The sequence below is a fragment of the Sphingomonas sediminicola genome (assembly GCF_014489515.1).
GTDB lineage: Bacteria > Pseudomonadota > Alphaproteobacteria > Sphingomonadales > Sphingomonadaceae > Sphingomicrobium > Sphingomicrobium sediminicola.
In genome coordinates, this window is record NZ_CP060782.1 from 2464934 (window position 1) to 2490059 (window position 25126).

Genomic DNA, 25126 nt, shown 5'->3' on the forward strand with positions numbered 1-25126 from the left:
ATGCAAAGGCCTGTGCTAAGGCGCGCCCGATGAGCGATTGGCCTGTGCTCGATCCGGTGCGAGATCACGAGACGCTCAGCATTCTGCACCTTGCGGCGCAGATGCTCGGCAAGATCCGGGTCGCCCACGCCCCGTGGACGAACCATGGCTGGCACGTAGCGCTTCAGCCGAACGCCCGTGGTCTATCCACCTTGCCTACCGCGTCGGGCGACGGCCGGACCTTCACGCTGACCCTCGACCTGTGCCGCCATGCGATCGTCCTGTGGGCGAGCGACGAATCGCGTGAGGAGCTACCGCTGAATGCGGGAAGCATTGCAGCCCTCCATCGGCGGCTCGTCGCGATGCTCGACCTGCACGGCCTTCCGTCTAGCTTCGATGGCCGTCCGAACGAGATTCCAGAAGCGATCCCGTTCGCTGAGGACACGGCACCACGCGACTACGACCGCGACTCGGCAAGCAGGTTCAGGGAAGCGCTTGCGGCGGTCATGCCGGCGTTCCAGCATTTCCGTGCCGGCTTTGAAGGAAAAGCGAGTCCCGTCCATTTCTGGTGGGGCAGCTTCGACCTGGCGTCGAGCGTCTTTTCGGGACGGAAGGCGCCGGAACACCCCGGCGGTGTTCCCGGCCTGCCGGACCGCATCACGCGCGAGGCCTATAGCCGCGAAGTCGCCAGCGCGGGCTTCTGGGCGGGCGGCGTGACGCAGGCCGACCCCTTTTTCTACAGCTACATCTATCCGGAGCCGCCCGGCTATCGAGAAGCGAGGGTCGCGCACGGCACATATGACACGACGTTCGGCGAGTTCGTCCTGCCTTATTCGAAGGTACGAGCCGCGCCCGACCCCGACCGGATGCTGGGCGAGTTCCTCCAATCCGCTTACGAAGCCGCAGCCAATCTGGCGGCGTGGAATCGCCCGATGCTTGAGCGGGAGCCCGTCGCGCCCTAGCCGGGCAGGAACGGGAAGGGCGAAATCGTCTTTCGGTTCTCATGCACCGCCAGCATTCGCCCTGCCGGCGGCATAGCTCGGTAGGCACACTCCATCCTTGGGCAGATCGAGCAAGCCGGACCAACGGGCGTTGCGGGCGTGTTCGCAAGGTCGAGCCCGTCGGCATAGGCGATGCGGGGCGCGTAGCGGATGTCGCAGCCCAGGCCGATCGCTAGCAGGGCGTCGTCGCGGAGCTCGGGTCTGATAGGCCGCTCGATCGTCCGGCTGATGGTGAAGAAGCGCTGGCCGTCGGGAGTCTCGATCAGCTGGCGGATCGTCTGGCCGGGCGTCTGGAAAGCCGCGTGGAGGTGCCAGCGGGGGCAGGTGCCCCGAAGTGGGAGAAGGGGAAATTCTCGCCGGCATAGCGCTTGGAGATGTTCCCGGCCGGATCGACACGAAGCATGAAGAACGGGACGCCGCGCGCTCCGGACCGTCCGAGTGTAGTCATGCGGTGGGCAATCTGCTCGACGTTGGCCCCGAACTGTCCGCATAGCCGATCGATCGCGTAGCGATGCTCTTCCGCGGCACGGAGGAAACGGCCGTAGGGCATCATGATCGCGCCCGCGGCATAATTGGCGAAGCTCATGTGGAGCAGGGCACGGGTACCGGCGTCCGGCGGTCGCGCGTCGTCACACATCCGCTGGAGCAGGGGGCAAGCTCCAGCAGCGCCAGCTGGTAGGCGAGGCCGAACGTTCGGTTCTCGGCCCGAAGCAGCGCGGAGATCATGAAGGTCCGTCGCTGAGCGTCGTAATGCTGGCTGAAATTGTCGAGCAATTCGGGCGAAACGACCTGCGCCTCGACGCCGTACGCTTCCTTCAGGCGCCGGCGGAGTGCTTCGGAGACGGAAAGCGGGTCGCTGAGCGAATCGCCAAGCGTCTCGCAATGCTCCTCGAGCTCGGGATAGTAGTTGCGCTGCGCCTGGATGTAGTCGCGGACCCAGGTCTCGGGTGTGATGAGGGCTCTCGGGTCGCCTGCCACCTCCTCGTCCGTACCACCCGGAGGCCTCCGCTGAAGCTCGCGAAGTGCCGTGTAGAGGCGCACCACGCCTTCCGAGACTGCGGGCGCATTGTCGGCAAGCTCAATCAATTCCGCGCGGCCCACGCCGAGGTCCGCGAGGACCGGGTCCGAGAAGATCTCGCCGAGCTGGTCCGCGCCTGCCGTGTCACCACCCTCCGTCGCGAAGGCTTTCACGTCGATGTCGAAGGCCTCGGCCAGCCGAAGCAGGATGCCGGCGGTGACGGGCCGCTGATTTCGCTCGAGGTGGTTCAGGTAGGAAGCGGAGATGCCGATCTCGTCCGCCATGGCGGCCTGGTTGAGGCCTCGTTCACGCCGAAGCCTTCGTAGCCTTGCCCCAGAAACAGCTTCCGCTGTGCAACCATCGTCAGATTGTGAAGGAATTTACAAACAACACAAGTCTAGTCTTGTCGTCTCTGCCCTTATCTGTGCGTCATTTACCACGAACCCGTGTTTCCCTGCGATCCTGATCATAGGGGATTCGTAATGGCTGACTTCGGTGTCGTGGTTTCCGCTCCCTCCGGCCGGTTCGAGGGCATCGAGCGTCCGTACAGCGCGGAGGACGTGCTCCGGCTGCGCGGCTCTTTCCCGATCGAGCACACGCTCGCGCGCCGCGGGGCGCTTCGGTTGTGGGAGTTGTTGCAACAGGATGAGCCGGTCCGCGCGCTCGGCGCCGTTACCGGTAACCAGGCAATGCAGATGGTTCGCGCGGGATTACAGGCGATCTATCTTTCAGGCTGGCAGGCCGCTGCGGACGCCAACACCGCTTGCTCGATGTACCCCGACCAGTCGCTCTATCCGGCGAACACTGGTCCCGAGCTTGCCAAGCGTATCAATCGCACCCTTCAGCGCGCCGACCAGGTCGAGCACAGCGAAGGCGGAGCGAAGCGCGACTGGTTCGCGCCGATCGTCGCCGACGCGGAAGCCGGCTTCGGCGGGCCGCTCAACTGCTTCGAGATCATGAAAGCCTATATCGAGGCGGGTGTCGCCGGCGTTCACTTCGAGGACCAGCTCGCCTCCGAGAAGAAGTGCGGGCACCTTGGGGCAAGGTGCTGATCCCGACCCAAGCTGCGGTTCGCAATCTCGATGCGGCGCGGCTTGCAGCCGACGTCTGCGGCGTTCCGACGATCCTCGTCGCCCGTACCGACGCGGAGAGCGCGAAGCTGATCACCTCCGACGTGGACGAGCGCGACCGGCCGTTCATGACCGGCGAGCGCACTCCGGAAGGCTTCTTCCGTCTCAAGGATGGCACCGGCCTCGATCACTGCATCTCGCGCGGGTTAGTATTTGCCGAGCACGCGGATCTCATCTGGTTCGAGACCAGCCACCCCAACCTCGACGAGGCACGCATCTTCGCCGCGACGATCCGCGCGCACTTCCCAGGCAAGATGCTCGCCTACAATTGCTCGCCGAGCTTCAACTGGCGTGCAAAGCTCGACGAGCAGACCATCGCCAACTTCCAGCGCGAGCTTGGCGCGATGGGCTACAAGTTCCAGTTCGTCACTTTGGCCGGCTTCCACAGCCTCAACCACGGCATGTTCGAACTGGCGAGCGGCTACCGCGATCGCGGCATGGCGGCGTATTCCGAGCTTCAGCAGGCGGAATTCGCGAGCGAAGCCAAGGGCTACACGGCAACCCGCCACCAGCGCGAAGTCGGGACCGGATATTTTGACGCTGTCGCAACCGCCATCTCCGGCGGCCAGTCGTCGACCGTCGCGCTCAAGGAATCGACCGAAGCCGCTCAGTTCATCGTCGCGGCCGAGTAGGAGGGAAGAAATGACCTATCGCTATTGGGTGATTGGCGGCGACTACAGCGACTGCCGCTTCAGCGAGATCCAGCCCGGCACGGAGAAGGTGCTCGGACCCTACGACAATGAAGTGAAGGCGCGCACCGAATGGCAACGGCTCACTTTTCGGGATCATTGCGGAGCGACAACGCGCTATTCGATTTGCGTGGAGCCGAATCGCGCATGAATTCAGTGATCGACCGGCCAAGGATAGTGGCCGAGCCAAGCCATGTGCCCGGGGCGGGCGCCGTCCTGACCCCGGATGCGCTCGATCTTGTTGCCGAGTTGCACGAGCGTTTTGACGCGCGCCGGCGCGAGCTTCTCGACAAGAGGCTCGAGCGGCAAGAGCGGTTCGATGCCGGCGAGCTTCCCGATTTCCGGGAGGATACGCGCGAGGTCCGTGAGGGAAAGTGGACGGTAGGCGGGATCCCTACCGACCTTCAGGACCGCCGTGTCGAGATTACCGGGCCGACCAACGCGAAGATGGTGATCAACGCGCTCAATTCCGGCGCGCGCGTGTTCATGGCCGATTTCGAGGACGCGACTTCGCCTACCTGGGATGAACTCATCACGGGGCAGGCGAACCTCAAGGCTTATTGGCTTGGCCGCCTCCACTACCGCGATCCTGACAGCGAGAAACATTACGACGTGGGAGAAAATCCGCGGTCCTAATGGTCCGTCCGCGTGGGCTGCACCTGCCGGAGGATCACGTGACTGTCGATTATCAGCCGGTTGCGGGCGCCTTTTTCGATTTTGCGATCTACGCCTGGCACAATGCTCGTTCGGCGCTGGCCAAGGGCTCCGGTCCGTATTTCTACATTCCAAAGCTTGAAAGCATGGAAGAGGCGGCGCTGTGGAGCGACATCTTCGCGCTGACCGAGGACCGGCTCCGGCTCGAGCGCGGGACGATCAAGGCGACGATCCTGATCGAGACCATCCCGGCGGCGTTCGAGATGGACGAGATTCTCTATGCGCTGCGCGAGAACATCGTCGGCCTGAACTGCGGCCGCTGGGACTACATCTTTTCGACGATCAAGCGCCTCGGCCGGAGCGCCGATCGCCTGACGCCCGATCGTTCGGCGATGACGATGGATAAAGCTTTCCTCGCCGCTTACTCGCTGCGCCTGATCGACACGTGTCACCGTCGTGGAGCCTTCGCGATGGGGGCATGTCGGCCTTCATCCCGGTCAAAGGCGACGAGGAAGCGAACCGAGCTGCGATGGATAAGGTTCGGGCCGACAAACTGCGCGAAGTCACCAACGGCCACGACGGTACCTGGGTCGCTCATCCCGGGCTCGTTCCGATCGCCCTAGAAGCGTTCGAAGCAATGCAGGGTCCGAACCAACTATCGAAGAGGCCAAGCCAAGTACCTAGCCGCGACGAGATGCTGAAGCTGCACACGGGCCCGCGGACCGAGCAGGGCGCTCGCGAGAACATCCGCGTCGGCGTGCAATATCTCGCCGCCTGGCTCGGCGGGAAAGGCGCGGTGCCGCTCTACAATCTGATGGAAGATGCGGCGACGGCGGAGATCAGCCGCGCGCAGCTGTGGCAATGGCTGCACTTCGACGCGCCGCTCGACGATGGCCGCAATTTCACGCGCGAGCTTTTCGACGCGCTCTACCAAGAGGAGATCGGCCTGCTTCAGGAAGTCCCGAACATCGCCGACGCTTCCGAACTTTTCCGCGGAATGGTCGTCTCAGACGACTTTACCGAATTCCTGACCCTGCCTGCGTACGAACGCTTGGACTGAACTCTCTGTTCGAGACATCGTTGTGTTGCTCTTGACCAGGAGAGCTTGAGGATGAGCGAGCGGCAATTGCGGCAGGAAGCCTTGTCGAAGGTCCCCGCAATCACCTTGGGGTTCTGGATCATCAAGATCCTCGCCACGACGCTCGGAGAAACAGCAGGCGACACCGTGACGATGACCTGGCTGGGCGAAACCACGCCCCATCCGGTTCCCAACGGTTACCTCATCGGCACCGCGATCTTTGGGAGCTTGCTCATTGTGCTCGTGTGGGCGCAGATCAGGGCGCTCACCTTCAATCCGTGGCTGTATTGGGCGACGATCGCGGCCTCCACGACGGCCGGAACGGCCCTGGCCGACTTCGCCGATCGTGCGCTCGGGGTCGGCTATCCGGGCGGCTCGCTCGTGCTGCTTGCACTCGTCCTCGTCTCCCTCTTCGCCTGGTATCGGTCGCTCGGGACCGTGGATGTAAACACAGTCGCGACGCCCAAGGCGGAAGCCTTCTACTGGCTCACGATCACTTTCTCGCAGACGTTGGGCACGGCACTCGGCGATTGGATTGCCGATGCGGGGCTCGGCTATTCCGGCGGCGCGCTGGTGTTCGGAGCCATGCTGATCGTCCTCGCCGTGCTCTATTTCCGGACGGGCATATCCCACACATTCCTGTTCTGGGCCGCTTTCATCCTCACCCGGCCGCTCGGAGCCACGGTCGGCGACTTCCTCGACAAGCCGCTCGCCAAGGGCGGCCTGGACCTGAGCCGCCCATTGGCTTCGCTCGCGCTGGCGGTCGCGATCATCCTGCTGATCAGCCTGCTTCCGCAACGCGCTGGTAGACGCCCTGAGAGGGAAGGGGCGGCGCAAGCTTAGGCGAAGACGCAAAAAGGGCGCCGGGATCAGCTCCCGACGCCCTTTTTTGTTCTTTAGCGCTTGAGGCTAGGCCGCGGCCTTGTTGCCATCGAGCGCCTTCTTCGCCTGGGCGATGATGGCGCTGAACGCTTCGCCTTCGTGCATCGCGATGTCGGCCAAGACCTTCCGGTCGAGGTCGATACTCGCAAGCTTCAAGGCGTGGATGAACTGCCCGTAGGTCAGGCCTTCCGCGCGGACCGCGGCGTTGATGCGCTGGATCCAGAGTGCGCGGAAGCTCCGCTTCTTCACCTTGCGGTCGCGGTAGGCGTACTGGCCTGCCTTTTCGACTGCCTGGCGGGCGATGCGAATCGTGTTCTTGCGACGGCCGTAATAGCCCTTCGCATTCTCGAGGATCCGCTTGTGCTTTGCGCGCGTGGTTACGCCGCGCTTGATGCGTGCCATTTCCCGCTACTCCTTACTTGAGGCCGTAGGGCGCCCAGAGCTTCACGCGCGCCGTATCGGCGTCGGCGAGAACTTCGGTGCCGCGGTTCTGGCGAATGTACTTGGCGTTGTGGCTGATCAGGCGGTGGCGCTTGCCAGCGACCCCGTGCTTGATCTTGCCGGTCGCCGTGAGCTTGAAGCGCTTCTTCACGCCGCTCTTGGTCTTCAGCTTGGGCATTTCGTCTCCTTTGCGCCCCGTGGGACGCGACATGATCCAACCGCCACGGCATGCCTTTTGGCCGGGCCATTGGTTTTCCAATGATCTGGAAAGCGCGGGCCTATAAATGCGACAGCTGTTTAAGGCAAGGCACTGAGGGCTTTAGTCGTGCGCGGCGTAATCCTCCGCGCCCATGAAGTGCAGCGAGACATAGGGTTCGTCGCCGACGACCCAGCTGTCGTGGCCGGGCGGGACGTAGAAGATATCGCCGGCACGCATCTCAATGACCCCGCCATCGTCCATTGCGGCGGTTGCGCATCCCGAGACGACCATTCCGACATGCTCGACATGGCAGGACGTCGCTCCGAGCGCCGCGCCAACATGGACCGACCATTTCCAGCCGGGTTGGTAGGTCGCCCGGCCGATGGTCATTCTGCCGAGCGAGACCAGCTCAAACTTTCCGAGTTCAAATTCGCGGACTTCGTCGGGCGTTTCGAAGCGCTTGAGGACGACGTCCAGTCGCATGGCCTAGTCGAACAGGCTGGAGACCGAGCTTTCGTCGGCAATCCGGCGCACGGCCTCGGCGAGCAATGGGGCAATCGTCAGGCGGCGGATCTTGCCGCCCTCGACGTCCGCCTCTCCGCTCCAGATCGAATCGGTGACCACGAGTTCCTTGAGCTCCGAAGCGCCGACGCGCGCCGCCGCGGCGCCGGAAAGGACGCCGTGGGTGCAATAAGCGAAGACTTCTTCCGCGCCCTGTTGGCGCAGGGCCGCCGCGGCGTTGCAAAGGGTGCCCGCGCTATCGACGATGTCGTCGACGAGGATGCAGGTGCGGCCCTCGACGTCGCCGATGATGTTCATCACCTCGGACTCGCCGGCGCGCTCGCGGCGCTTATCGACGATGGCCAGCGGCGCGTTGTCGAGACGCTTCGCCAAACCACGGGCGCGGACCACGCCGCCGACGTCCGGCGACACGATCATGAGGTTCTTGTTTGACAGCCGTGCCTGGATGTCGGCCGCGATGACCGGCGCAGCGAAGAGGTTGTCAGTCGGAATATCGAAGAAACCCTGGATCTGCCCGGCGTGGAGGTCGACAGACAGAACGCGGTTCGCGCCCGCGGTCGTGATCAGGTTCGCGACTAGCTTGGCCGAGATCGGCGTGCGTGGGCCGGGTTTCCGGTCCTGCCGCGCATAGCCGAAGTAGGGCACGACCGCGGTGATCCGCTTGGCCGATGCTCTGCGTAACGCGTCGATGCAGATCAACAGCTCCATGAGGTTGTCGTTCGCCGGATAGCTGGTCGACTGGAGGACGAAGACGTCCTCGCCGCGCACGTTCTCGTGGATCTCGACGAAGATTTCCTCGTCCGCGAAGCGGCGGACGCTCGCCTCCGTCAACGCGATTTCCAGATAGTCGGCAATCGATCGGGCCAGCTGCGTGTTGCTGTTCCCCGCGAGCAGTTTCATCGGCTTAGGTCCCCGGCTGAAGCTTTCCTTAGCGAGGGAGTCGCGGTTCCGTAAAGGTTGCGGGAGGCGGCGCGCACGCTAAATCGCGCTCATGACGGATCGCCTGACCATCGCGCTTGCCCAGATGAACCAGCGCGTCGGCGACCTGGTGGGCAACGGAAAGGCGATCCTCGCGGTGCGCGAACAGGCGGCCGGCGCCGATTTGCTGATGGTGCCGGAACTCCAGCTGACGGGCTACCCGCCGGAAGACCTCGTGCTGAAGCCGGAGTTCGTGCGGCGCACGATGGAGGCAGCCGAGCGGCTGGTCGATGCGACTGCGACGCCGGGACCTGCGCTCTTGTTCGGATCGATCCATCACGAAGAGGGTGAGAACTACAATGTGATGATCTTGGCCGAGGGCGGCAGGGTCGTCGCGCGAACGCTCAAGCGCGAGCTTCCTAACTATGGGACGTTCGACGAGAAGCGCGTGTTCGCGCCCGGGCCGCTGCCGGAGCCGATCGACTTTCGCGGCGTGAAGATCGGCGTGCCGATCTGCGAGGACATCTGGCAGGAAGCGGTCTGCGCTCATTTGGCCGATGCCGGCGCGGAATTGCTGCTGGTGCCTAACGGCAGCCCCTACGAGCTCGACAAGGACGACATCCGCCAGCGACTTGTGCGGTCGCGGGTGACGATGACGGGCCTGCCGATGGCCTATCTCAACCGCGTCGGCGGCCAGGACGAACTGGTGTTCGACGGCTCGTCCTTCATCATGCACCCGGACGGCGAGCGCGTCGTGCAGATGGCCGATTGGGACGAGCAGCTGCTCATCACGGAATGGAAGCGCGAGGCCGAGGGCTGGCGCTGCGCCACCCGCGCTGATCACGAACTCGATCCCTATCCGGAGGACGTCTACCGGGCGATGGTCGTGGGCTTACGCGACTATGTGAGCCGCAACGGCTTCCCGGGCGTGATCCTCGGACTGTCCGGCGGAATCGATAGCGCTCTGTCCGCCGCCATCGCGGTCGACGCGCTTGGAGCAGAGAAGGTTTGGGGCGTGATGCTCCCTTCCAAGTACACGAGCGAGGAGAGCCTCGGGGACGCGCGCGAGTGCGCGCGCTTGCTCGGCTGTCGTCATGACGTCATTTCGATCGCGCCCGGAGTGGCCGCGTTCGACCAGGCGCTGGGGAGGCATTCCAGGGAACGAAGCCCGGGTTGGCCGAGGAGAATATCCAGGCGCGGCTGCGGATGGTCGCGCTGATGGCGCTGTCGAACAAGTTCGGCCCGATGCTGCTTACCACCGGCAACAAGAGCGAAATGAGCGTGGGCTATGCGACGCTCTACGGAGACATGTCGGGCGGCTACAATGTGCTGAAGGACGCCTACAAGACTACAGTGTTCGCGCTCTCGCGGTGGCGCAATCACAACAGGCCCGAAGGCGCGCTTGGACCCGAAGGTCCCGTGATGCCGGCGAACGTAATCACAAAGCCGCCGACCGCGGAGCTTCGTCCGGGTCAGAAGGACGAGGACAGCCTGCCGCCCTATTCCGACCTCGACCGCATCCTCGAGGCGCTGGTCGACAAGGAGATGTCGGTCCGCGAGACGGCAGCCGCGACCGGCGAGCCGGAGGAGTTGGTGGCGAAGATGGAGCAGCTGGTCTTGAGGGCCGAGTACAAGCGCCGCCAGGCGCCGCCGGGGGTGAAGATCGGCGTCCGGAATTTCGGCCGCGACCGGCGCTACCCGATCAGCAATTTCTTCCATACGGGGCTACCAAAATGAGCGTGATCACCCGCTTCGCCCCGTCTCCTACCGGCCGGCTTCACGTCGGCAACATCCGCACGGCACTGCACAACTTCCTGTTTGCGCGGAAGCATGGCGGCCGGTTCCTCCTTCGGATCGACGACACCGACCGGGAGCGAAGCCGGGAGGAGTTTGTCGACGCAATCCGTGACGACCTGGCATGGATGGGCCTTACCGCCGGTTCGGAAGTGAGGCAGTCGGAGCGGTTCGACCTCTACGAGCGCGAGTTCGAGCGGCTGAAAGCGGCCGGGCGTGTCTATGCATGCTACGAGACGCCCGAGGAACTGGAGCTTCGCCGGAAAGTGCTGCTCGGGCGAGGCCTGCCGCCGGTTTACGAGCGCAATACGGCGGATTCGTTGCTTCCGGACGATCGCCAGCCGCACTGGCGCTTCAAGCTCGACCATGACCGTCCGATCGAATGGACCGACCTCATCCGCGGCCAGCAGCGGTTCGATGCGAAATTACTGTCGGACCCGGTCGTTCGGCGCGAGGATGGCAGCTGGCTCTATCTGCTGCCGAGTGTGATTGACGACGTCGACCTTGGCATCACGCATATCGTTCGCGGCGAGGATCACGTCACAAATAGCGCGGCCCAGATCCAGATGTTCGAGGCGCTTGGCGCGAAACCGCCGCAGTTCGCCCATGAGGCGCTGCTAGTGGCGTCGGAAGGAAAGCTGTCGAAGCGCCTCGGGTCGTACGGCGCCGAACATCTGCGCGAAGAGGGTGTCGAGCCGATGGCGATGCTTTCGCTGCTGGCGCGGATTGGGACATCGCAACCGGTCGAGCCTATCGCCAGCCTGGACGAGCTCGCGAGCGATTTCGATTTCGCCCATTTCGGACGTGCGCCCGCACATTTCGATCCGCACGATGTCGAGCTTTTGAATGCCCGCCTGCTCCACAGGCTCGATTTCTCCGCGGTGAAGAGTCGGCTTCCGGCTGAAGCCGCCGAAGAGGATTGGCTTCTGCTGCGACCGAACCTCGAGCGCCTTTCCGACTTCGAACCCTGGTTCGGCGTTCTGAAGGGCGACGTGGATGTGCCTGAACTCGCGCACGATGAGCGCCTGCTCATGCGCGATGCCGCCTCTGTCGCCGATGGTCTCGACTGGAATGTCGAGCCCTGGCGGGCGTTGACCGGTGAACTGAAAGCGTCCTCCGGCAAGAAGGGCCGCGAGCTTTTCCATCCGCTCCGCCTTGCCCTCACCGGTCGCGAGAGCGGCCCCGAAATGGCGGGACTAGTTGCCCGCATGGGCAAGGATCGCGCGATTCAGAGGTTGAGGGCAGCCGCGAAGCGTTAAGCCGGTCCTTTGCCGCCTGATGCAATTCACGTTGCGTTAAACATGTAATGTTGTAACATTCTACTTGGCTCGCGTCAGAAGGAGTCAAGGTCATGCCAGTGTATGCCGATACGTCAGGCTTCGCCGCTTACCGGCGCCATCCCAATGCCCTGTTGTTCATCGTCGGCGGTCATGCAGTCCTGATCGCTGCCGTGATGACGGCGAAATTGGCCGTCCCGCCGAGAATTGTGGATCCGCCGATCATCGTCCGGCCGATTCCTATCCCGCCCGACCCTCCGCCGATTCCGGACCCGCCGGCCACCAAGGAAACGCATCAGCCGCCGAGGTCGACGCCATACCAGCCATCGCGAACTTTTCCGGTGCCAAGCCTGGCCGGCCCGACCATCGACACAACGCCGATCCCGCAGCCGGATTTCGGACCGATCGCCGGGCCGAATCTGGATCCAGGTCCGACTACGACCCCGATCTCGCAGCCCGTCCGTGTCGGTCCGCGATTCGCGACGCCTGAGCTGCTGATCAAGCCGCCCTATCCGGCGGACAAGCAGCGGCTCGAGGAAGAAGCTACGCTTCGCCTGAAGCTGGCGATTGACGATCGTGGCCGGGTGACCGCCGTCGAGCCCGTAGGTCGTGTTGACCGCTCGTTTTTCGAAGCGGCCCGCAAGCACCTGATCGCCTACTGGCGTTACAAACCGGCGACCGAAGACGGACGGGCCGTGGCGACTACGACGGTCATCACCCTGCGGTTCGAACTTCAGGACTAGGCGGGGACAAGCGCCGGCGCGCCGCCTGCCGGCGTTTGCGGTGAGTTCGCAAAAATGCTCGGGCGGAGCCAGGTGCTGATCCTTCGGGTCAGCGCCGGCTCCCTTCGACCATGAGCTTTCCGGCACGGATTGCATCCCGGTAGCTACGATCCCCCATCCAGACCTCGCTCATCGTTCGAACATCGGTGGTGAAGAAGACGTGCACGTCACGCCCGGTGGGACGACGCAGACTTCGACGCTGCCGTTCCGGACGAGGAGCCACCAGTCCTTTTGCTTCGAAACGTCGGTAAACTTGAACTGGATGACGGTTTCGACACCCGGCAGCTGTTCCGGATCGATGCTCCTCTCCAGGTACAGGATCAGCAGATCGAGGTTGAAATCCTCGTCATCGAGCGCCCCGCGCGCCCAGCACATTCCCCATTCTCCAAGAGTGGCAATCGTAGGTTGCAGCGCCTCGCAGGCGGGAGTCGGGAAGTATTCAAATCCTCGCTGGCCGGGAATTTGGCGCCGGGCAATCAGCCCATCCTTTTCGAGCCTCCTGAGCCTCCCGAAAGCAGTGCCGGCGATATGTCTCCCAAGCCGCGCTGAAGCTCATTGAATCGCCTGCCGCCCATGAGCAGCTCGCGGATTATCAGGATCGTCCACCGCTCCCCGAGTATCTCGGTTGCTTTCGCGATGGGGCAGAATTGGCCGTATCTCATGCTGGCCTCCTTCGCGCCGGATACACGTCCGCCGAGCCGAGCTCCACTTCAGAAACTGTAGTCGGTTGCTTCATCCTTTGAACTGGATGGGCACGCCGCCTTTGACCCATCGGGCAGCCCGTCGCTGCACGGTCAGCGCGTTTTCAAGGAGACCCCAATGCCACTCGTGACAATCGACGTCATCAAGGACGTCTTTTCCCCAGACCAGAAGAAGGACCTCATCGAGCGCGTGACCGACGCCATGGTCAGCGTGGAAGGCGAAGCAATGCGATCCGTAACCTGGGTCAAGATCAACGAGATCCAGCAGAATGACTGGGGAATCGGTGGGCAGCGCCTCAATGCTGCTGCCGTCCATGCAATGCAGAAAGGACGTGAAGCCGCCTGACGACTCTCCGTCTCGGTCCCAGCGGGTGGTGTCAGGCACCCGCCGGGTACGAAGCCAGCGCTGGCACTCGCCGGTGCCAGCGCCTACATTCCACCCATGTCCTGGTTCCCCAAGCCCGTCGGGCCGCGCGCAGCAATTGCCGATCTTCGCGCCTTCATGCGCCATGGGAGCCGCGAGCAGTTCATCGGCGCAGCTCTGGCCATCCTGGTTACGATGATCATCATCATCGAGTTCCTCGTCGATTCGAAGATCAACACCGCGCCACCACCGCGGGTGGTCGAGGTTCAGCTCTATTCCTCGAATCGCACCGATGCCGAGATCATCGCTCAGCAAAAGGTCGATCAGGCCAAGCGCGACGCTGCCGCCAAAGAGAAGCAACGGCAATTCCAGAAGCTGGAAAAAGAGCTCGGAATGTAAGCGCCGACGGGCGCTTCATGGCTGAAGCGGTGCGGCTTGGCGAAGCTGCACGCGGGCGAAGTGCGCCCAATCCGAACGTCGGTTGCCTGATTGTCTCGAGCAACGGCGAGATTGTCGGACGCGGGGCGACCGCATTGGGCGGCAGGCCTCATGCCGAGGCGATTGCGCTCGATAGGGCAGGCAGGAAGGCGAGGAGTTCGACCGTCTACGTGACGCTGGAACCGTGCGCCCACGAGAGCCCGCGAGGCCCAGCCTGCGCCGACCTATTGGTGAAAGCCAAGCCTGCGCGGGTCGTCATCGCCATGAAAGACCCGGACCCGCGCGTTTTCGGCACTGGCATGAGGCGCCTGCGGGATGCCGGGATCGACGTGAAGCTAGGCATTGGCCGCAAGGCCGCGCGGGACTCCCTGGCGGGCTGGCTCACGCGGCTGAGGATCGGACGTCCTCGAATTACCCTCAAGCTTGCGCTGTCGATCGACGGCAAGATCGCCTTGCCCTCCGGCGAAAGCAAATGGATCACCGGCGAAGATGCGCGAAAGCACGTGCATCTGGAGCGCGCGCATTCGGACATGATCCTAGTCGGCCGCGGCACCTATCTGGCGGATGCGCCGCGCCTCGACGTTCGCCTGCCAGGTCTGGAGGATTGGTCGCCGAAGCGGGCGCTGCTGACCCGGGGCGAAGCGGTCGACGGCTGGGAAATCCTTAGAAAGCCGGAAGATGTCTATCGACTTCATGACGTCAACGACCTGCTGGTCGAGGGCGGATCGGCGACCGCGACGGCGTTTCTTTCGGCGGATCTCGTCGACCGGATTCTGATCTATCGGGCGCCGATCATCGTCGGCGAGGGCAAGTCGTCCTTCGGCTATGTCGGGCTGGACGCGATCGCCGATGCGCACGGGCAGTGGGCATCGAGCGATGGCCGCCGGCTCGGCGTAGACCGGCTCGAAGTTTACGAGCGGGTTCGCGAGGCTTAAGCGCCGGACATGTTCACGGGGATCGTCACCGACGTCGGAGAAGTCGTCAGCATTGAGCAGCGTGGCGATCTGCGCCTGCAAGTTCGCACCGGCTACAATCTGTCGACCGTGGAGTTGGGCGCATCGATTGCCTGCTCGGGCGTCTGCCTGACAGTGGTCGACAAGGGCGACGACTGGTTCGCGGTCGATGTTTCGGCTGAAACCATTGCACGTACGGCGAAGGATATGTGGCGCGAAAGCTCTCGCCTGAATCTGGAGCGCCCGCTCCGGATGGGCGATGAGCTCGGCGGCCATATTGTTACCGGGCATGTCGATAGCGTCGGCGAGGTGATCGGCGTCTGCCCCGAAGGCGATTCCACCCGCATCGGAATTCGCGTAGACCGGTCTCTCGCCCCCGCGATTGCCCAAAAGGGGTCCGTCTGCCTCGATGGAGTGTCACTGACGGTCAACGACGTTAGCGATACCGAAGACGGGACGCACTTCTCCGTAAACATCATCCCGCACACTGCGCATGAGACGACATTGGGCGATATTAAGAAGGGGCGACAGCTCAATGTCGAGATTGATGTGATCGCCCGCTACATCGACCGGATGCTTGCCACGCGCGCACAATAGGAACATCACTGTTCCTTCTTTCTATCACACTGCAATGTGATTATGTGCGCGCTTCATGAGCACAACTCTCATCGACAGGCTGAACGCCATCATCGAGACCGGCGAGGTCAGCCGCGCCGCCCTTGCCCGCGCCGCGGGGCTTCACCCCAATTCGCTGCGCAAGCTCGGCCATACGGACTGGAATCCGACGGCCGACACTCTGGTGCGGCTGGAAAAGCTGCTTCAGCGTGGAAACACGGAAGTGTTGGTCGGGACCGAGGCGATCATCGATGAGGCGCGCAACGGCCGGATGTTCATCCTGGTCGACGACGACGACCGCGAGAACGAAGGCGATCTCGTCATTCCGGCCCAGATGGCGACGCCCGAAGCGATCAACTTCATGGCCCGGCACGGGCGAGGGCTGATCTGCCTGGCCCTGACCAAGGATCGCGCCGACGCGCTCGGTCTCCAGCCGATGGTCAACAACAATCGCAGCCGCAATGAGACGGCCTTCACCGTTTCGATCGAGGCGAAGGAAGGCATTTCGACTGGCATCAGCGCCGCGGACCGCGCACGCACGGTTGCCGTTGCCATCGACGCTTCGCACGGACCGGACGAGCTCGTATCGCCGGGGCATGTTTTTCCGCTGGTCGCAAAGCCCGGCGGGGCGCTGGTTCGTGCCGGTCACACTGAGGCCGGCGTGGACATCTCGCGGCTGGCCGGTCTGAATCCCAGCGCGGTCATCTGCGAGATCATGCGCGACGACGGAAGCATGGCTCGCCTCGATGATCTCATGGATTTCGCCCGGACCCACGGGCTGAAGATCGGCACGATCCGCGATCTCATCGCTTACCGTCTGAAGAAAGACCACATGGTCGCGCGCGCCGCCTCAACCGCGTTCCGGGCGCAGAGCGGCGCCGAGTGGCAGGCGCAGGTCTTCCGCGACAAGGCGACCGGGGAGGAACAGCTCGCGCTCGTGCACGGCGCACTCGACGTAACCCGCCCGGTGCTCGTTCGGATGCATAGCCTGGACCTGTTTGCCGACGTTCTGGGCGAAGCGAGCCAGCGCTCGGGATTGCTCCAGGGCTCGATGCGGATGATCGAGAAGGAAGGCGCGGGCGTCATCGTCGCGCTCCACGCGGCCGCACCGGGATCGCTCTCGCGCTCGGCCGATCTGCGCGCAGGCAAGCCCACCGAAGGGCCGGCTCTTCGAAGCTACGGGATCGGGGCACAGATCCTCGCGGCCCTCGGCATCCATCAAATGATCCTGCTTACGAATACGCACCAGTCGCCGGTCGCGCTTTCCGGCTACGGCCTGGAGATCGTCGAAGAGCGCGCGATCAGGGCGGGGAACTGACGTCATGGCGACAATCCTGATCGCAGAGGCGCGCTTCTATCCGCACCTCAACGACATGCTTCTCGCCGGAGCGCGCAAGGCAATCGAGGCAGCCGGGCATAGTCACGAGACGATCGCCGTGCCGGGTGCGCTGGAGCTTCCGGCAGCGATTTCGCTCGCGGCGAAGAGCGGGCGATTCTGCGCCTTCGTCGCCCTGGGCGTCGTTATCCGCGGCCAGACCTATCATTTCGAGATCGTCTCCGAAGAGAGCGCGCGTGCGCTCATGGACCTCACGCTGGCCGGCTTTGCCATCGGCAACGGCGTCTTGACCGTGGAAAACGAGAGCCAGGCGATCGAACGCGCCGATCCTGGACAAGGCGACAAGGGAGGTCACGCCGCGCGCGCCGCCCTTGCCTTGCACGAGCTTCGAGAAAAGTACGGGGCCTAGGCCGCTTCCGCTTCGTCGAGGGTGGGATAATCAACGTATCCCTCGGCACCACCCGAATAGAAGGTGCCCACATCGCCCGGACTTAGGGGCGCGCTGACCGCCAACCGGTGGACGAGGTCGGGGTTCGAGATGAACGGGCGGCCAAAGCTGATGCCGTCAGCAATGCCTTCCGCCATGCGCTCTCGCGCACTCGGCCCGTCATAGTCGCTGTTGAGCAGGATCTTGCCCGAATAGAGCGGACGCATGAACGGGCTTACGGGCTCGGTCGGAACAGCTCCCGCCGAGGTCGGCCGATGCGCCTCGCGTAGTTCGATCCAGGGCACCTTTAATTCTTCAAGCCGCTTTGCGAGCGCCGCGAACAGAGGAATAGGATCGGAGTCCTCGACGCCTTGCGTGTAGACGTTGGGCGAGAAGCGGATGCCGACGCGATCCATGCCGATCGCCTTGCCGACCGCTTCCAGGACCTCGGTCATGAAACGCAAGCGGTTCTCGATCGAGCAGCCATATTGGTCGGTCCGGAAATTGGCGCCGTTGCGAAGGAATTGGTCGACCAGGTAGCCGTTCGCGCCGTGGATCTGCACGCCGTCGAATCCCGCGGCGACCGCGTTGCGCGCGGCCGAAGCATAGTCTCCGATGATCCGGCGGATGTCCTCGAAGGTGGCTGCACGTGCAGCGACGTAGGGCTTCTTGCCCTCATAGGTGTGCGCATAGTCCGGTGCGGTCGTGGTCGACGAGCTTACCGGCTGGCGTCCGCCAAGGTCGGGGTGAACGAGACGCCCCATGTGCCAAAGCTGCGCGACGATCCGTCCGCCGGACCGATGCACGGCGTCGGTGACCAGCTTCCAGCCTTCGATCTGCGCATCGTTCCAGAGACCCGGCGCGTTGGGCCAGCCCAGCCCTCGCGGCTGATCCCAGTCGCTTCGGAGATTATAAGCCCGGCACTCGCGCGTTGGGCATAGTAGGCGGCCATGAGCTCGTTCGGCACGGCATCGCGGTTGGAGCGGGCGCGCGTCAGCGGTGCCATCGCAATTCTGTTGGGAAGCTCGAGCGCGCCAAGCTCGAGCGGATCAAAAAGAGTGGGCATTCGGGTCCTTTCGTTGTGGGTGAACCCTCTCCAGCAGTCGGCGGCCCAAATAGATTTCCTCGGTTCCTTTTCAATTCAATTCGCGGCTTGAGTCCATAAGTCTGCTTTATGGCCGACACATGCAGTTCCGGCTTTGATGTGCACGGTGAAGGCCCTAATCACCGCTTGTGAACCGGCCTCATCATCACTCCTTCGCATTCCCTGCATTGCTGGTCGGCAGCAGTCTGCTCGCCTTCGGACCCTGGCTCGTTCGCCTGTCCGAAGTGGGGCCGGTCGCTGCGGGCTTCTGGCGCCTGTCGCTGGCCCTGCCGTTCCTGTTCGTCATCGCGAAGGTTGCAAGGCAGCCCGTGCATTGGCCCGGCCGAGCGCTTGGGGTGATCATTGCGTTCGCGGCTTTGTTCTTCGCATCCGACCTCGCGGCCTGGCACGCCGGCATTCACATGACGAAGCTCGGCAATGCGACTTTGTTCGGGAACGTGGCGAGCTTCGCCTTCGCGGGCTGGGGCTTGTGGCTGGCGCGCAGCTGGCCTTCACCCATCCAGGCTGTGGCCCTGACCCTGGCGGCGCTCGGCGCGGCACTCCTCATGGGCAGCAGCGCCGAGCTTTCGCTCCGCAATCTTCATGGAGACATGCTCGCCCTCTCGGCCGGGCTTCTCTACGCCGGCTACCTGATCGCCGTTGAGCGCGCTCGAGAGAAATTGGCGCCGATGCCTCTCCTGTTTCTGGCGAGCGCTTTCGGAGCCGCGATGCTCCTGCCCTTCTCGCTGCTGCTCGGAGAGAAAATCATTCCGGACGACTGGACGTTCGTGGTTGTCCTCGCGATCAGCAGCCAGGTGCTGGGGCAGGGGCTGCTCGTTTATGCGATCGGGGCGCTGCCGCCCTGGTCGTCGGTCTTACGCTCCTGACGCAGCCGGCCATCTCGGCTCTCGTTGGATGGATGGTCTATGGCGAGACCCTTCAGCCGTTTGACTGGTTGGGCGCTGTAGCGATCGCGACGGCCCTGGTGCTCGTCCGGCTTCCGCAGCGGGGCTTGCAACCTGCCGTCCAAGGGACGAGTTGAGCCTCCATGCAATCGGAGCCGAGTCCACTTCACGAAATCCGCGAGAAGCTGGCGCTCGCCGTCGGCGAAAATGCCGTGTTCGACGGCTGGACTCTAGCCGCGGTCGATGCCGCCGCGGGCCAGGTGGGGATCAATACGGCACAAGCGCGGCTCGCCATGCCGAAGGATCGGGCCGGCAAGATCGACCTGTACATCCAGGCCGTGGATCGGGAGCTCGAGGCCTGGTTCACCCCGGCGCGGCTTCAAGGTCTGAAAATCCGCGAGAAGATCCGGGCGATCGTCTGGAAGCGGCTGGAGATCATGGCGCCCGCGCGTGAGGCAGTCCGCCGCGCGCTCTCGATCCTTGCCATGCCGCAGAACGTTCCGGCCGGCCTCAGGTCAGGCTGGCGGACGGCCGACCTGATGTGGCGCATTGCCGGCGATACGAGCACGGATTTCAATCATTACACCAAACGCGCCACGCTTGGGGGCGTCTATGCTTCGACCCTTCTGGTCTGGCTCGACGACCAATCCGAAGGCTGGACCGAGACCGCGGCCTTCCTCGACCGCCGCATAGAAGACGTTATGAAGTTCGAGAAGTTCAAGGCGCAATGGAAGGGACAGGAGCACTTTAGTGTGTCCCGTTTCCTTGGCCGTCTTCGCTACCCGGCGCGCTAGCGTGGAGAGGCAATACGTAATCCGCCCTATGGCGCTCTGCCTCCGTTATTGATAATCAGTTGCAAGATGACCGCGCACTTCAAACCGGAGTCGATCTCGCTCGACCAGCTGAAGATTGGCGCGCGCGCGTCCATCGCATCTATCGACTGGGACGCGCTCGAGGAGAGCGAAGCCTGCCGCCTGAAACACTTCGGCTTTGACGAAGGCGTCGTCGTCGAACCGCTCCATCTTGGCCCGTTCGGCCGCGATCCGCTTGCGATCCGCGTAGGGCGGATGACCGTCGCGATCCGCCGTAGCCACGCTCGCGCAGTGCGCGTGAACATTCCCGCATAGGATTATGACCCCGCTCCCGCTCGTGGCGGTCGCCGGCAGCCCTAACGCCGGCAAGAGCGCCCTCTTCAACGCGCTGACCGGGGCTCGCCAGAAGGTCGGAAACTATCCGGGCGTGACCGTCGAGCGCCACTCCGGCCGGCTGACGCTTGCGGATGGACGTCCGGTCGAACTTGTCGATTTGCCCGGAGCATACAGCCTCGATCCGGCCAGCCCCGACGAAGCGGTCACACGGGACGTTCTGCTGGGAAAGCAGAAGGGCGAGCGTGCGCCTGACGCGCTGGTTATCGTCGTCGACGCATCGAACCTCGACAATCACCTGCGCTTTGCGCTGCAGTTGATCGAGCTGGGCTTGCCGACGATCGTCGCGCTCAACATGGTCGATCTCGCCAAGCGCGACGGCCTCCAGCTGGACCCGAAGCGCCTCGAAGCCGAACTTGGCGTTCCGGTGATCGAGACGGTGGCTGTCCGGAAGCGCGGAATCCAGGAGCTGCAGGCCGCGCTCGACGACATGATTTCGGCTCCGCGGTGCGGCGTTCACGAGCATGCGCCGTCCGATCTCATTCCATTGCAACGCCGCGCCCGTGACATCGCCAAGGCCGCCGTTGTCAGCGAAAGCCCAGTTCGCCGCTGGACTCACCGGCTGGACGGTGTCCTGCTCCATCCGATCGCGGGGCCGGCGATCCTGGCCGCGGTGCTGTTCGTCATGTTCCAGGCCGTCTTCGCGTGGAGCGAGGTTCCGGTCAGCTGGATCGAGAGCGGAATAGCGCTGATTGCTCAGGGCGCGGCGGATGTCCTTCCCCATGGATTGCTGCGGTCACTGATTGTTGATGGCGTGATCGGCGGAGTCGGCGCAGTGGTCGTCTTCCTGCCGCAGATCCTAATCCTTTTCTTCTTCATCCTGCTGCTCGAAGCGAGCGGCTACATGGTCCGGGCCGCCTTCCTGATGGACAAGTTGATGCATGGCGCCGGACTGTCGGGACGCGCTTTCATTCCATTGCTGTCGAGCTTCGCCTGCGCGGTTCCGGGAATCATGGCGACCCGGACGATCGACAATCCCAAGGACCGGCTGACGACAATCCTCGTTGCGCCGTTGATGACATGCTCGGCCCGGCTGCCGGTTTACACCCTGATCATCGCGGCGTTCATTCCTGACCGGACCGTGGGATTGGGTGTTGGACTCCAGGGGCTTGTGATGTTCGGGCTCTACGTGACCGGCGTCGGTGGCGCCTTGCTGGCAGCGCTGACGCTTCGCAGAACCGTCACCAAGGGCGGCGGCGGCGCATTCATGATGGAGCTGCCCAAGTACCAGATGCCGCAGCTCAAGGACGTCGTGATCGGCCTTTATCAGCGTGCCCTGATCTTCCTGAAGCGCGCCGGCACGATAATTCTTGGAACGACCGTCCTGCTCTGGGCGCTGGCAAGCTTCCCGCAGGCAAAGCCGGGCGAAAGCCAAATCGAGGCGTCGATCGCCGGAAAGATTTCCAGCGGCATCGAAGTTTTGGTGAAGCCGATCGGGTTCAATCGCGACATCTCGCTGGCGCTCCTCCCGGCCATGGCCGCGCGCGAGGTCGCCGTTAGCGCGATCGGCACCGTCTATTCGATTGATGCGGGCGACGACCAATCGGCCAATGTCGCTCTCGAGGACCGGCTTCGCGGACGCTGGTCGCTTGCGACGGCCCTCGCTTTCCTGGCGTGGTTCGTGTTCGCACCACAGTGCATCTCCACCATCGCGGTCACCCGCCGAGAAACGAATGGCTGGAAGTGGCCTGCGTTCATGGTCGGCTATCTTTTCGCCCTCGCTTATATCGCAGCCGGCGCAACCTACTGGACGGCGGTCGCGCTGGGATTATAGCTGTCCGCCAAGCACAAGGAGAGTGACATGGCGGGCGTGAACAAGGTGATCCTGGTCGGCAATCTCGGCGCGGATCCGGAGGCCCGTTCACTGAACAACGGCGGTGAAGTCGTGAACATGCGAATCGCCACGTCGGAGCAGTGGAAGGACCGCGACGGCAACCGCCAGGAGCGGACCGAGTGGCACAATGTCGTCATCTTCAACGAGAACCTCGGCCGCGTCGCGAAAAGCTATTTACGCAAAGGATCGAAGGTTTATCTCGAAGGTCAGCTGCAGACGCGCAAGTGGCAGGATCAATCCGGCAACGACAAATACACGACCGAGATCGTGTTGCAGAAGTTTCGTGGCGAGCTCGTGCTGCTGGACAGCCGCGAAGGCGGCGGAGGCGGCGGCCGCGACTTTGGCGGTGGCGGCTACAGCGACGATTTCAGCGGAGGCGGCAGCTCACAGGGTCAGAAGCGCCCGCAGCCCGCGGCGTTCGATACCGATCTCGACGACGACGTTCCGTTCTAGGAATCGCTCCGCTTTAGCTTGGCGAGGGCGGCGAACGGGCCGGCTTCGGCTTCGCTAAGCACCCCGGCTTCCTTCAGCGCAGCTTCCGCCCCGCGCTGCGCGGATAGGGATCGAGGCCTAGCGCCAGCGTGTCCGCAATCGCGCCACCCAGGTCGATGGCCGATCCATCATGGAAAACAACGTCGCAGTCCGCTTCGACAAGCTCGACTTCTTCGTCGGAGCCGCCACCGCTCGTCGGCTCGGGCAGGAAATAGATGTCGAACGCCTCATCGGCATGGGCGTCGATCGGCTCGCCGGTGACCGCGCAGCTCTGACACAGGCTCGCCCTCAGCCGCCCTCGCGCGCGGATGATCTCGCCCTTGCGGTCGAGCGTGGCATGAGCCTCGAGCCGGTCGAGCGAGCGCAGGCCCAGCCGGTCCGCGATCTGACGCCGCTCGCCCTCGTCGGCGCTGATATCGATACGCTCGCCGTCGCGAATCTGGTTGAGCGGAAGCCGGTGCGCGAAGGTGTCCGTCACCGCATCCTCCCGTCGGCAAGCTCTTCAAGGCTAGAATCGCTCACTCGCTGCCACAGCTTTCGCAAGGCCGATTCGCTATACGCCAGAGCGTCGATTTGCGTCGCCTCGTTCAGATAGAGGCTCTGCCGCACTTCCTCGGTCCATGAGTCGTGGCTTTCGACCAGCACCCGCCAGCGGTCCACGCGGCCTCCCACAGCGCCGACGAGGCGCCGAACCTGCTTTCCAAGCGTCGGATCGCCGAGACCCATCTCTCGGATTTCGGCATCGAGCGACTCGACCAACCGCTCGGTGAGGGCGACACTCGCTTCCTGGCCCGCTTCGCCCTCGCGCTCCAGCTTGACGGTAAACAGAGCAATGATCGTCGCGAGCACTGCAAACCGCCCGTTGACCGTATCCGGGACTTCGCCCTCCACGAACCAGCCGGTCCGGCGCGCCTCTGCGACGGCAAGATCGAACAGGCCCTGCCCGCGCCTGGGATTGCCCGTTAATCGTGCGAACAGGGCGCTAAGCATAGGACTCCTCTGGTTGCGGCTTGCGCCTTGGGGCGCGGCCCGCATATTGAGGCGGCCTCGCGGCTCTGCAAGCGCCGGCGGGATTCGGGAGAAGGTTCAATCATGAAGTCTGCGGTTTTCAACGGCGTAGCCGCCTGCGTTGGAGCGGTGATGCTGGCCGGTTGCGGTCTCAGCGTCCGCGAGCACCGTGGATATGTGATCGACGAGCAGCTGACCAGCGCGGTGCAGGTCGGCGTCGACAACAAGCAGTCGGTCGAGAAGACCCTCGGTGAGCCGAGCTTCACCGGCACCTTCGACCAGAACGACTGGTATTATGTTGCGCGCGACACCCGGGCCTTCGCTTTCCGCAACCCGCGGGTGACGGACCAGACGGTCATCCATGTCCGTTTCGACCCGACCGGCAACGTCGCGTCGGTCGAGCAGACCGACGAAAGCCTGATCGCGGCGATCAACCCGAGCAACGACAAGACCCCGACGCTCGGCCGCTCGCACGGCTTCTTCCAAGAGTTGTTCAACAACATCGGGACGATCCGACAGCCGGGTCTGCCGGGACGCCAGGGCCAATAATCTCCTTAGGCGCCAATCTTCCTAAGCCCCGCGCTTTCGCCTAGTCGGGGCGCATGACCGCTACGCCCGCCGGCATGACCTATGCCGATTACCTTGCGCTCGACCAGCTGCTCAATGCCCAGAAGCCCTTGTCGGATCTGCACGATGAAATGCTTTTCATCGTCATTCACCAGACCAAGGAGTTGTGGCTCAAGCAGATGCTGCACGAACTCGATCTGGCAATCGGGCTGGTGGATCAAGATCAATACGCGCCTGCCTACAAGGCGATGTCCCGGATCGGCCGAATCCAATCGGTGATGACCTTATCGTGGGATGTGCTCTCGACGCTGACTCCGGTCGATTACATGAAATTCCGGCACGTGCTGGGCACATCGTCCGGCTTCCAGTCGGCTCAGTTCCGGGAGCTCGAGTTCAAGCTCGGAATCAAGAATCCCGCGTTCCTCGAATATCACAAGGATATCCCCGAGCTCGCGGCCCGGCTGAAGGCAGCGCTGGAAGGCCAAAGCCTGCGTGACGCCAGCCACGACGCGCTCGAACGCGCTGGCTTCGACCTTGGCGACCGCTCCGAAGAGGCAATCTCTGCAGCCTGGCTCGAAATCTATCGTAATGCCGATCGGTGGTTCGAGCTGTACCAGCTTGCCGAGAAGCTCGTCGACATTGACGACGCCTTGTCGATGTGGCGGTTCAAGCATGTGCTGACGGTCGAACGGATCATCGGCAACAAGCCGGGGACAGGCGGATCGGCCGGTGCGCCATATCTTCGCTCGACGCTGGAAAAACGGGCATTTCCCGAGCTCTGGTCGATCAGGACCGCACTCTGAGCTTCAAGCCGCTCTTCGCGCGAAGCCTCG

30 protein-coding genes and 6 pseudogenes are annotated in these 25126 nt (G+C 63.6%); 24 read left to right on the plus strand and 12 right to left on the minus strand.

Going from position 1 to position 25126, the window contains the following annotated elements:
- Nucleotides 1–29 precede the first annotated feature (29 nt).
- Complete coding sequence (locus H9L14_RS13260) at nt 30–941, plus strand: DUF5996 family protein (RefSeq protein ID WP_187708470.1); 912 nt, start codon at nt 30–32, stop codon at nt 939–941.
- Here H9L14_RS13260 and H9L14_RS17515 read toward each other — a convergent pair.
- Nucleotides 938–1617 (minus strand): annotated as a pseudogene (locus H9L14_RS17515) (helix-turn-helix domain-containing protein). The gene H9L14_RS13260 and the pseudogene H9L14_RS17515 sit on opposite strands and share 4 nt — an antisense overlap.
- Nucleotides 1563–2378: a helix-turn-helix domain-containing protein gene (locus H9L14_RS13270; RefSeq protein WP_187709985.1), complete on the minus strand. Its 816-nt coding sequence runs from the start codon at nt 2376–2378 to the stop codon at nt 1563–1565. Before H9L14_RS13270 ends, H9L14_RS17515 begins: the two are co-directional and overlap by 55 nt.
- Before the next feature lie 102 nt (nt 2379–2480).
- On the opposite strand from H9L14_RS13270, the pseudogene aceA reads away from it, so the two are divergent.
- From aceA to H9L14_RS13290, 7 genes and pseudogenes are all read left to right on the plus strand, one after another.
- Nucleotides 2481–3148, plus strand: a pseudogene (gene aceA / locus H9L14_RS17520) (isocitrate lyase); the annotation flags it as partial.
- Nucleotides 3149–3196: 48 nt separating this feature from the next.
- A complete protein-coding gene (locus H9L14_RS17525) occupies nt 3197–3760 on the plus strand; it encodes a hypothetical protein (RefSeq protein WP_246444637.1) in 564 nt (187 codons plus the stop codon).
- A gap of 10 nt (nt 3761–3770) precedes the next feature.
- On the plus strand, nt 3771–3968 hold the full coding sequence (locus H9L14_RS13280) for a DUF4170 domain-containing protein (RefSeq protein WP_187708472.1): 198 nt from the start codon (nt 3771–3773) through the stop codon (nt 3966–3968).
- A complete protein-coding gene (locus tag H9L14_RS17170) occupies nt 3965–4453 on the plus strand; it encodes a hypothetical protein (RefSeq protein WP_222949840.1) in 489 nt (162 codons plus the stop codon). Before H9L14_RS13280 ends, H9L14_RS17170 begins: the two co-directional genes overlap by 4 nt.
- Nucleotides 4453–5105 (plus strand): annotated as a pseudogene (locus H9L14_RS17175) (malate synthase A); the annotation flags it as partial. The gene H9L14_RS17170 and the pseudogene H9L14_RS17175, both read left to right, overlap by 1 nt.
- Nucleotides 5106–5165: 60 nt before the next feature.
- Nucleotides 5166–5531 carry a hypothetical protein gene (locus tag H9L14_RS17180; RefSeq protein ID WP_343070266.1) on the plus strand — a complete coding sequence of 122 codons (366 nt, stop codon included), beginning with the start codon at nt 5166–5168 and terminating at the stop codon, nt 5529–5531.
- Between the two features lie 51 nt (nt 5532–5582).
- Nucleotides 5583–6392, plus strand: a complete 810-nt coding sequence (locus tag H9L14_RS13290) for a COG4705 family protein (RefSeq protein ID WP_187708473.1) — start codon at nt 5583–5585, stop codon at nt 6390–6392.
- Between the two features lie 66 nt (nt 6393–6458).
- Here H9L14_RS13290 and rplT read toward each other — a convergent pair whose 3' ends face one another.
- From rplT to H9L14_RS13310, 4 genes are all read right to left on the minus strand, one after another.
- Nucleotides 6459–6833: a 50S ribosomal protein L20 gene (rplT, locus tag H9L14_RS13295; protein ID WP_187708474.1), complete on the minus strand. Its 375-nt coding sequence runs from the start codon at nt 6831–6833 to the stop codon at nt 6459–6461.
- Between the two features lie 13 nt (nt 6834–6846).
- Entirely contained in the window at nt 6847–7050 is a 204-nt protein-coding gene (gene rpmI, locus H9L14_RS13300; protein WP_126717626.1) for a 50S ribosomal protein L35, read from the minus strand.
- Between the two features lie 141 nt (nt 7051–7191).
- On the minus strand, nt 7192–7554 hold the full coding sequence (locus tag H9L14_RS13305; RefSeq protein WP_187708475.1) for a cupin domain-containing protein: 363 nt from the start codon (nt 7552–7554) through the stop codon (nt 7192–7194).
- A gap of 3 nt (nt 7555–7557) precedes the next feature.
- The gene (locus tag H9L14_RS13310; RefSeq protein ID WP_187708476.1) at nt 7558–8493 is read right to left on the minus strand and encodes a ribose-phosphate pyrophosphokinase; all 936 of its coding nucleotides are present in this window, start codon (nt 8491–8493) and stop codon (nt 7558–7560) included.
- Nucleotides 8494–8584: 91 nt separating this feature from the next.
- Between H9L14_RS13310 and H9L14_RS13315 the strand changes: the two are divergent.
- The 3 genes and pseudogenes from H9L14_RS13315 to H9L14_RS13325 all read left to right on the plus strand — a co-directional run bounded on the left by H9L14_RS13315 (nt 8585) and on the right by H9L14_RS13325 (nt 12325).
- Nucleotides 8585–10248, plus strand: a pseudogene (locus H9L14_RS13315) (NAD+ synthase).
- Nucleotides 10245–11564 carry a glutamate--tRNA ligase gene (gene gltX, locus H9L14_RS13320; RefSeq protein ID WP_187708477.1) on the plus strand — a complete coding sequence of 440 codons (1320 nt, stop codon included), beginning with the start codon at nt 10245–10247 and terminating at the stop codon, nt 11562–11564. The pseudogene H9L14_RS13315 and the gene gltX overlap by 4 nt, the downstream one beginning before the upstream one ends.
- 92 nt (nt 11565–11656) lie before the next feature.
- Nucleotides 11657–12325: a TonB family protein gene (locus H9L14_RS13325; protein ID WP_187708478.1), complete on the plus strand. Its 669-nt coding sequence runs from the start codon at nt 11657–11659 to the stop codon at nt 12323–12325.
- Between the two features lie 168 nt (nt 12326–12493).
- Here H9L14_RS13325 and H9L14_RS16245 read toward each other — a convergent pair whose 3' ends face one another.
- From H9L14_RS16245 to H9L14_RS15215, 3 genes and pseudogenes are all read right to left on the minus strand, one after another.
- Complete coding sequence (locus H9L14_RS16245; RefSeq protein WP_246444206.1) at nt 12494–12739, minus strand: hypothetical protein; 246 nt, start codon at nt 12737–12739, stop codon at nt 12494–12496.
- A gap of 48 nt (nt 12740–12787) precedes the next feature.
- Nucleotides 12788–12844: pseudogene (locus H9L14_RS17530) on the minus strand (hypothetical protein); the annotation flags it as partial.
- The gene (locus H9L14_RS15215; RefSeq protein WP_222949843.1) at nt 12841–13026 is read right to left on the minus strand and encodes a winged helix-turn-helix transcriptional regulator; all 186 of its coding nucleotides are present in this window, start codon (nt 13024–13026) and stop codon (nt 12841–12843) included. The gene H9L14_RS15215 and the pseudogene H9L14_RS17530, both read right to left, overlap by 4 nt.
- Before the next feature lie 157 nt (nt 13027–13183).
- Here H9L14_RS15215 and H9L14_RS13335 point away from each other — a divergent pair, with 157 nt between their 5' ends.
- From H9L14_RS13335 to ribH, 6 genes are all read left to right on the plus strand, one after another.
- Nucleotides 13184–13411: a tautomerase family protein gene (locus tag H9L14_RS13335; protein ID WP_187708479.1), complete on the plus strand. Its 228-nt coding sequence runs from the start codon at nt 13184–13186 to the stop codon at nt 13409–13411.
- 96 nt (nt 13412–13507) lie between these two features.
- On the plus strand, nt 13508–13828 hold the full coding sequence (locus H9L14_RS13340) for a hypothetical protein (protein ID WP_187708480.1): 321 nt from the start codon (nt 13508–13510) through the stop codon (nt 13826–13828).
- Between the two features lie 17 nt (nt 13829–13845).
- Nucleotides 13846–14802: a bifunctional diaminohydroxyphosphoribosylaminopyrimidine deaminase/5-amino-6-(5-phosphoribosylamino)uracil reductase RibD gene (ribD, locus tag H9L14_RS13345; RefSeq protein WP_187708481.1), complete on the plus strand. Its 957-nt coding sequence runs from the start codon at nt 13846–13848 to the stop codon at nt 14800–14802.
- A 9-nt stretch (nt 14803–14811) separates the two neighbouring features.
- Nucleotides 14812–15417, plus strand: coding sequence for a riboflavin synthase (locus H9L14_RS13350; RefSeq protein ID WP_187708482.1), 606 nt, complete (start codon nt 14812–14814; stop codon nt 15415–15417).
- Between the two features lie 55 nt (nt 15418–15472).
- On the plus strand, nt 15473–16753 hold the full coding sequence (gene ribB / locus H9L14_RS13355; protein WP_187708483.1) for a 3,4-dihydroxy-2-butanone-4-phosphate synthase: 1281 nt from the start codon (nt 15473–15475) through the stop codon (nt 16751–16753).
- A 4-nt stretch (nt 16754–16757) separates the two neighbouring features.
- Nucleotides 16758–17180, plus strand: coding sequence for a 6,7-dimethyl-8-ribityllumazine synthase (gene ribH, locus H9L14_RS13360; protein WP_187708484.1), 423 nt, complete (start codon nt 16758–16760; stop codon nt 17178–17180).
- Here ribH and H9L14_RS13365 read toward each other — a convergent pair.
- Nucleotides 17177–18264, minus strand: a pseudogene (locus H9L14_RS13365) (alkene reductase). The gene ribH and the pseudogene H9L14_RS13365 sit on opposite strands and share 4 nt — an antisense overlap.
- A 167-nt stretch (nt 18265–18431) precedes the next feature.
- Here H9L14_RS13365 and H9L14_RS13370 point away from each other — a divergent pair.
- The 5 genes from H9L14_RS13370 to ssb all read left to right on the plus strand — a co-directional run bounded on the left by H9L14_RS13370 (nt 18432) and on the right by ssb (nt 22679).
- Complete coding sequence (locus tag H9L14_RS13370) at nt 18432–19169, plus strand: DMT family transporter (protein WP_246444208.1); 738 nt, start codon at nt 18432–18434, stop codon at nt 19167–19169.
- Between the two features lie 161 nt (nt 19170–19330).
- A complete protein-coding gene (locus tag H9L14_RS13375; RefSeq protein ID WP_187708485.1) occupies nt 19331–19981 on the plus strand; it encodes a COQ9 family protein in 651 nt (216 codons plus the stop codon).
- A gap of 66 nt (nt 19982–20047) precedes the next feature.
- On the plus strand, nt 20048–20314 hold the full coding sequence (locus H9L14_RS13380; RefSeq protein ID WP_246444210.1) for a FeoA family protein: 267 nt from the start codon (nt 20048–20050) through the stop codon (nt 20312–20314).
- Nucleotides 20315–20318: 4 nt separating this feature from the next.
- Nucleotides 20319–22166: a ferrous iron transporter B gene (feoB, locus tag H9L14_RS13385; RefSeq protein ID WP_187708486.1), complete on the plus strand. Its 1848-nt coding sequence runs from the start codon at nt 20319–20321 to the stop codon at nt 22164–22166.
- Between the two features lie 27 nt (nt 22167–22193).
- Nucleotides 22194–22679: a single-stranded DNA-binding protein gene (ssb, locus tag H9L14_RS13390; protein WP_187708487.1), complete on the plus strand. Its 486-nt coding sequence runs from the start codon at nt 22194–22196 to the stop codon at nt 22677–22679.
- A gap of 73 nt (nt 22680–22752) precedes the next feature.
- Here ssb and H9L14_RS13395 read toward each other — a convergent pair whose 3' ends face one another.
- On the minus strand, nt 22753–23196 hold the full coding sequence (locus H9L14_RS13395) for a YceD family protein (protein WP_246444211.1): 444 nt from the start codon (nt 23194–23196) through the stop codon (nt 22753–22755).
- Nucleotides 23193–23708 (minus strand): ubiquinol-cytochrome C chaperone family protein, encoded by a 516-nt coding sequence (locus H9L14_RS13400; protein WP_187708488.1) that lies wholly within the window; start codon nt 23706–23708, stop codon nt 23193–23195. The genes H9L14_RS13395 and H9L14_RS13400 overlap by 4 nt, the downstream gene beginning before the upstream one ends.
- 102 nt (nt 23709–23810) lie before the next feature.
- Here H9L14_RS13400 and H9L14_RS13405 point away from each other — a divergent pair, with 102 nt between their 5' ends.
- Nucleotides 23811–24275, plus strand: a complete 465-nt coding sequence (locus H9L14_RS13405; protein ID WP_187708489.1) for an outer membrane protein assembly factor BamE — start codon at nt 23811–23813, stop codon at nt 24273–24275.
- Between the two features lie 53 nt (nt 24276–24328).
- Entirely contained in the window at nt 24329–25096 is a 768-nt protein-coding gene (locus H9L14_RS13410) for a tryptophan 2,3-dioxygenase (RefSeq protein ID WP_187708490.1), read from the plus strand.
- Nucleotides 25097–25126: the final 30 nt, after the last annotated feature.

Coding starts and splice junctions, on each gene's coding strand:
- H9L14_RS13260 (WP_187708470.1), top strand. CDS start 30: ATGAGCGATTGGCCTGTGCTCGATCCGGTGCGAGATCACGAGACGCTC.
- H9L14_RS17525 (WP_246444637.1), top strand. CDS start 3,197: ATGACCGGCGAGCGCACTCCGGAAGGCTTCTTCCGTCTCAAGGATGGC.
- H9L14_RS13280 (WP_187708472.1), top strand. CDS start 3,771: ATGACCTATCGCTATTGGGTGATTGGCGGCGACTACAGCGACTGCCGC.
- H9L14_RS17170 (WP_222949840.1), top strand. CDS start 3,965: ATGAATTCAGTGATCGACCGGCCAAGGATAGTGGCCGAGCCAAGCCAT.
- H9L14_RS17180 (WP_343070266.1), top strand. CDS start 5,166: ATGCTGAAGCTGCACACGGGCCCGCGGACCGAGCAGGGCGCTCGCGAG.
- H9L14_RS13290 (WP_187708473.1), top strand. CDS start 5,583: ATGAGCGAGCGGCAATTGCGGCAGGAAGCCTTGTCGAAGGTCCCCGCA.
- rplT (WP_187708474.1), bottom strand. CDS start 6,833: ATGGCACGCATCAAGCGCGGCGTAACCACGCGCGCAAAGCACAAGCGG.
- rpmI (WP_126717626.1), bottom strand. CDS start 7,050: ATGCCCAAGCTGAAGACCAAGAGCGGCGTGAAGAAGCGCTTCAAGCTC.
- H9L14_RS13305 (WP_187708475.1), bottom strand. CDS start 7,554: ATGCGACTGGACGTCGTCCTCAAGCGCTTCGAAACGCCCGACGAAGTC.
- H9L14_RS13310 (WP_187708476.1), bottom strand. CDS start 8,493: ATGAAACTGCTCGCGGGGAACAGCAACACGCAGCTGGCCCGATCGATT.
- gltX (WP_187708477.1), top strand. CDS start 10,245: ATGAGCGTGATCACCCGCTTCGCCCCGTCTCCTACCGGCCGGCTTCAC.
- H9L14_RS13325 (WP_187708478.1), top strand. CDS start 11,657: ATGCCAGTGTATGCCGATACGTCAGGCTTCGCCGCTTACCGGCGCCAT.
- H9L14_RS16245 (WP_246444206.1), bottom strand. CDS start 12,739: ATGTGCTGGGCGCGCGGGGCGCTCGATGACGAGGATTTCAACCTCGAT.
- H9L14_RS15215 (WP_222949843.1), bottom strand. CDS start 13,026: ATGAGATACGGCCAATTCTGCCCCATCGCGAAAGCAACCGAGATACTC.
- H9L14_RS13335 (WP_187708479.1), top strand. CDS start 13,184: ATGCCACTCGTGACAATCGACGTCATCAAGGACGTCTTTTCCCCAGAC.
- H9L14_RS13340 (WP_187708480.1), top strand. CDS start 13,508: ATGTCCTGGTTCCCCAAGCCCGTCGGGCCGCGCGCAGCAATTGCCGAT.
- ribD (WP_187708481.1), top strand. CDS start 13,846: ATGGCTGAAGCGGTGCGGCTTGGCGAAGCTGCACGCGGGCGAAGTGCG.
- H9L14_RS13350 (WP_187708482.1), top strand. CDS start 14,812: ATGTTCACGGGGATCGTCACCGACGTCGGAGAAGTCGTCAGCATTGAG.
- ribB (WP_187708483.1), top strand. CDS start 15,473: ATGAGCACAACTCTCATCGACAGGCTGAACGCCATCATCGAGACCGGC.
- ribH (WP_187708484.1), top strand. CDS start 16,758: ATGGCGACAATCCTGATCGCAGAGGCGCGCTTCTATCCGCACCTCAAC.
- H9L14_RS13375 (WP_187708485.1), top strand. CDS start 19,331: ATGCAATCGGAGCCGAGTCCACTTCACGAAATCCGCGAGAAGCTGGCG.
- H9L14_RS13380 (WP_246444210.1), top strand. CDS start 20,048: ATGACCGCGCACTTCAAACCGGAGTCGATCTCGCTCGACCAGCTGAAG.
- feoB (WP_187708486.1), top strand. CDS start 20,319: ATGACCCCGCTCCCGCTCGTGGCGGTCGCCGGCAGCCCTAACGCCGGC.
- ssb (WP_187708487.1), top strand. CDS start 22,194: ATGGCGGGCGTGAACAAGGTGATCCTGGTCGGCAATCTCGGCGCGGAT.
- H9L14_RS13400 (WP_187708488.1), bottom strand. CDS start 23,708: ATGCTTAGCGCCCTGTTCGCACGATTAACGGGCAATCCCAGGCGCGGG.
- H9L14_RS13405 (WP_187708489.1), top strand. CDS start 23,811: ATGAAGTCTGCGGTTTTCAACGGCGTAGCCGCCTGCGTTGGAGCGGTG.
- H9L14_RS13410 (WP_187708490.1), top strand. CDS start 24,329: ATGACCGCTACGCCCGCCGGCATGACCTATGCCGATTACCTTGCGCTC.